This is a genomic window from Pontibacter sp. HJ8 (assembly GCF_054824225.1).
Map to the genome: position 1 here is coordinate 1 of NZ_JSYF01000012.1, position 4,985 is coordinate 4,985.

The 4,985-nt window shown below is 49.5% G+C and carries 3 protein-coding genes; all 3 read left to right on the top strand.

The features are described from left to right. Positions 1 to 314: 314 nt before the first annotated feature. The 3 genes from OB13_RS00580 (at position 315) to OB13_RS00590 (ending at position 4,650) form a co-directional block, all read left to right on the top strand. Entirely contained in the window at positions 315 to 1,313 is a 999-nt protein-coding gene (locus OB13_RS00580; protein WP_461488192.1) for a glycosyltransferase family 9 protein, read from the top strand. Between the two features lie 184 nt (positions 1,314 to 1,497). Then, positions 1,498 to 2,793 carry an aminopeptidase P N-terminal domain-containing protein gene (locus tag OB13_RS00585; RefSeq protein WP_461488193.1) on the top strand — a complete coding sequence of 432 codons (1,296 nt, stop codon included), beginning with the start codon at positions 1,498 to 1,500 and terminating at the stop codon, positions 2,791 to 2,793. 399 nt (positions 2,794 to 3,192) lie between these two features. Then, positions 3,193 to 4,650, top strand: coding sequence for an OmpA family protein (locus OB13_RS00590; protein WP_461488194.1), 1,458 nt, complete (start codon positions 3,193 to 3,195; stop codon positions 4,648 to 4,650). Positions 4,651 to 4,985: the final 335 nt, after the last annotated feature.

Here is a 4,985-nt window from a genome sequence, read left to right on the forward strand (position 1 = left end):
TGTCATCAGGAACAGTAAAAAGAAGCACAGGCCTTTCAGGAAAGGTATAGGTATTTTCATAAGCGTTGGCTTGCCGGCCGTAATCAATAAATTTTTTGGGTAGCAGCATACATAGAATTATGGAGCAGCTGCCAGATGTACTAAATTCAGAACTGCTAAACTAATTCTCTTAAGTATAAGAAGGAAAAAATATTTGCTCTTTTCCGTGAATATGCAAGCGCAAATTGGTTCGCTGCCATATGTTTTGCTACGGAGCTATACCTGGCTTTTAACTCTTGGCGCATTCCTGTAGCTTTGCCGCCATAGCGCAGCTCATGAAGAAGATACTTATCATACAGACGGCTTTCCTGGGTGATGTCGTGCTGGCGACCGGACTGGTGGAAAAACTGCATGCCCGCTACCCGCAGGCGCAACTCGATTTTCTGCTCCGCAAAGGCAACGAATCGCTGCTCAAAGGGCACCCCTTGCTGCACCAGGTGCTGGTTTGGAACAAGCAGGAGGGCAAGTACAAAAGCCTGTTGCAACTGCTGGCCCAAATCAGGAAGGAAAAGTATGACCTGGTGGTGAATCTGCAACGCTTCGGGGCCACCGGTTTGCTGACCGCCCTTTCGGGAGCAGGGGAGACTGTGGGGTTTGATAAGAACCCGTTTTCCCGCTTCTTCACGCGCCGCTATCCCCACGATGTGGAATCCGGCACGCACGAAATCGAGCGCAACCACCTGCTCATCGCCAGCCTGACAGACCACCAGCCCGCTAAACCCAAACTATACCCGGCAGCGCAGGATTTTGAGAAGGTACAGGGGCTGAAACAGGCCCCATTCATTTGCATGGCACCTACTTCTGTCTGGTTTACGAAGCAATATCCGCTGGAGCAGTGGGTGACACTCATTAATAGTATAGGTGGCGAGTATACGGTATACCTGCTGGGCTCTCCTGCCGACAAGGCCCATTGCGATGAAATCATGGCCGGATCCACTCACCAGCGGATCGAGAACCTGTGCGGTCAGCTGAACCTGCTGCAGTCGGCAGCGCTGATGCGGGATGCCGTGCTCAACTATGTGAATGACTCCGGTCCGATGCACCTGGCCTCTGCCCTTGATGCGCCCACCTGTGCGATCTATTGCTCCACCGTACCCCGCTTCGGCTTCGGGCCGCTGGCCAGTTTTGCCGTGGTGGTAGAAAGAGAAGAGCCCTTGTACTGCCGTCCTTGTGGGTTGCATGGGTACAAATCCTGCCCCGAAGGACATTTTAAATGTGCCAGAGATATCCGCAACGAACAGCTGCTGGATGTACTTTTATCTGTCAGAAAATAAAGTAATTACCTTTTTATGTAGCCTGATTAGCCGGCAGGAGTGGCACACGGTACGAAACCTGTAATATTTGGTTTTTTATATAAAGGTGTTTGCTCTTGCGATAAAAGTACTACCTTTGTGCCGTTAGTTAGACTGTAGTAATGCAGCTGACTGGCAAATCCGCTTTGCACCTAACCCTACAACTATGAAATACCAGCCCATTAACAAGGAGCTGTTTTGTCATAACAGGCGTAATTTTGCGCGTCAGCTCAAAGCTTCCTCCATTGCTGTTTTCCATTCCAATGACTTCATGCCAACCAATGCGGATGGGACCATGGCATTTCGTCAGAACAGTGATCTGTTCTACCTCTCAGGTATAGACCAGGAAGAAAGCATCCTGCTCCTTTTCCCGGATTCAAAAGACGAGAAGATGAAGGAAGTGCTCTTCGTGCGCGAATCCAATGAGCATATACTTGTCTGGGAAGGCTACAAATTAACCAAAGAACAAGCGCGGGAAGTATCGGGTATCCAGACGGTCTTCTGGCTGCAGGATTTCAAGCAGGTACTCAATGCGCTCATGTCAGAAGCTGAGCATGTATACCTGAACACCAACGAGCACCTGCGCGCTGTGATCGAGGTAGAAACGCGCGATGCACGGTTCGTGAAATGGTGCCGGGAAGCTTACCCGCTGCACAAGTATGAGCGCAGTGCCCCCATCATGCACTACCTGCGCGCCATCAAATCCGACTTAGAAATTGAGCTTATCAAAAAAGCATGCCAGATAACTGAACTGGGCTTCCGTAGGTTGCTACAGTTCATCCGGCCTGGCGTGATGGAATATGAAATAGAGGCAGAGATCTGCCATGAATTCATCCGCAACCGTTCCCGTGGCCCTGCTTATTCCTCTATCATTGCTTCCGGCGCCAATGCCTGCATTCTGCATTATGCCGACAACAGCCGCGAGTGCAAGGACGGCGATCTGCTGCTGATGGACTTTGGGGCAGAGTATGCCAACTATGCGGCTGATATGACGCGCACGGTGCCGGTAAATGGCACGTTCACGAAGCGGCAGCGCGAGGTATACGAAGCTGTGTTGCGTGTTATGAAAGCGGCTACCCAGATGCTGGTACCCGGCAACAGCCTGGATCAGTATCACGCCTTTGTGGGTACGGTGATGGAGAACGAACTGATAAAGCTGGACCTGCTCAACGAAAGTGACGTCCGCAACCAGGATCCGGCCAAACCGCTTTACAAGAAATACTTCATGCACGGCACCTCTCACTTTTTGGGGCTGGATGTGCACGATGTAGGAAATAAGTACAGGCCGTTTGAGGCAGGTATGGTGTTCACCTGCGAGCCAGGCATCTATATAAGAGAAGAAGGAATCGGTGTGAGGCTGGAGAACGACCTGCTGGTGACTAAGAACGGAGCAGTGGATCTGATGAAAAACATTCCACTGGAAGCCAGTGATATCGAACAGCTTATGAACAAAAGTAAATAGGATGCAAAAACCTGGCAGAGAATGTCCGGCTAAGGGCTAAAAACAACTCTCTGCAGCCTTTTTTATTGTATTTACGTTTAAAAAAAGCGCCTTTGCATTAAAACCTGTTGCGTACACAACCTTAGCCGGTTGATTCAGGTTGAATTATACTGGTGCAATTAGACCGGCAAATAAAGTAGCTGGCTGGTTTAACAGGTTTAAAAGATGGATTTAAGCTTATACAGGCAATTATATATATAAACTGAATGTTTTCTGCTTATGAGTAAACCCTACAAATATTCACCTACCTCCCGTCCAACGTATCATTATATACGTTCTGTCTGTTTTTTTATAGAAATATAAAAAAACTTACTTGAAAATATGTACGTATTGTCATATCAAAATATACCTTTTAAAATTATGCGAAAAACTCTAGCAAAACTAAGTACAATTGCATTCGTGCTTGTATTTCTGCTGTCGGCAAGTACAGCCTTATTTGCACAGAATGCGGATCAACGAACGAACCTTCAGATTTACGGAAGTGCTCTCCAATATAAAGGTGACCTGGGCAACCAGTGGTGGAAAGAGAAAATGGGCTGGGGCGGCGGCGTATCGCTGAACCGATACCTGAGCCCGTCTTTCGATGCAGGTTTGAACCTGAGCTATGGTAACTCTGAGTTCAGCAATGACTTCCCGAACACGATGGATACCAAAATAGGTATGGCCACGCTCGGACTGAAGCTGAAAATGTATGGTAACATCCTGAAAGAAGATGCTTTCATCGGTCCATACCTGACTGTAGGTGGTGGCGCGCATTTCGTAAGACCAGAAGGCAACTCGCCATCCGGTGCGTATGACGACAACTTCGTAGCAGGTGTGGGTTATGGTGGTGCAGGTATCCGTTTCAGATTTTCTGACGCCATCAGCCTGTTTGTGCAGACTACTGCGCACTTCACCAGCAACGACAAGTACGACAACATCGAGTCCAACATCAACGACCGTTTCCTGCAGCACAACGTAGGCCTTGGCTTTAACCTGGGTAAAGGCAAAGACACAGACGCTGACGGTGTTCCGGACAGAAGAGACAAGTGCCCGGACACTCCGACTGGCGTACAGGTTGACAAAGAAGGTTGCCCGATCGACACAGACGGTGATGGTGTAGCCGACTACCAGGATGAGTGCCCAACTGAGGCTGGTGTAGCGAACCTGGGTGGTTGCCCTGACCGCGATAGCGATGGCGTAGCCGACAAAGATGACCAGTGCCCTGATGAGGCTGGTACTGCTGCCACACAAGGTTGCCCAGACAGCGACGGTGACGGTGTAGCGGACAAAGACGACAAGTGCCCTGACACGCCGGCTGGTACTCAGGTAGGTGCAGACGGTTGCCCGGTTGACTCTGACGGTGACGGTGTTCCGGATAATGAGGACATCTGCCCTAACTCTCCAGGTACTGCTGAAACCAAAGGTTGCCCTGAACTGGACGAGAGCACCAAGAAGCTGATCGAAGAGAAAGTTCGCTTTGAGTTCGACCAGGCACGTGTACAGGACGGTTACAGACAATTGCTTGACAGCATCGTAGTAGCTCTTGAGAAATATCCTGACCACGTACTGTTGATCAAAGGTCACGCTGACCACATCGGTTCAGAAGAATACAACCAGGCACTGTCTGAGCAAAGAGCACAGGCTGTGAAGGATTACCTGATCGAGCGTGGTGTACAGAACCCAGACAGACTGGTGACAAGAGGATACGGTGAAACGCAGCCACTTGTAAAAGTAAACACAAGACTGTCTAAAGCCAGAACAGCAGCAGGCCGTGCTCAGAACCGACGAGTTGGTTTTGAGATGAACACGCCGGACATGCAGCTGAACATGGAATAACCAGCTGAATAAGGTAAAGCGTTAAAAAGGCGCCGCAGATTTCTCTGCGGCGCCTTTTTCGTTTATGGGAAGTTAGCGGTAGGTATACCAGCAGCCTCAGCAATACGTTCGTAAGCTTTTGATAGCGTAGCGACCTGTATTCTGGGGCCTTATACCTTACAGTTTCAATGATAGCATTGGAGATTTTTCAGCTTCGGGGCATTATCCTAGGAGTAGGTTTGATAGCTGCTGGCTATACCGGGTCCGACTGCCCCTCCTTATCTAAGGAGGGGAGCCAGCCTTTGCAGTTCGACAGTTATTGTTTTATCGCCACTGTTTAGACACCCCTCTGACTC

Excerpts from the sequence above, each read along its gene's own strand:
- OB13_RS00585 (WP_461488193.1), top strand. The coding sequence starts at position 1,498 with ATGAAATACCAGCCCATTAACAAGGAGCTGTTTTGTCATAACAGGCGT.
- OB13_RS00590 (WP_461488194.1), top strand. The coding sequence starts at position 3,193 with ATGCGAAAAACTCTAGCAAAACTAAGTACAATTGCATTCGTGCTTGTA.
- OB13_RS00580 (WP_461488192.1), top strand. The coding sequence starts at position 315 with ATGAAGAAGATACTTATCATACAGACGGCTTTCCTGGGTGATGTCGTG.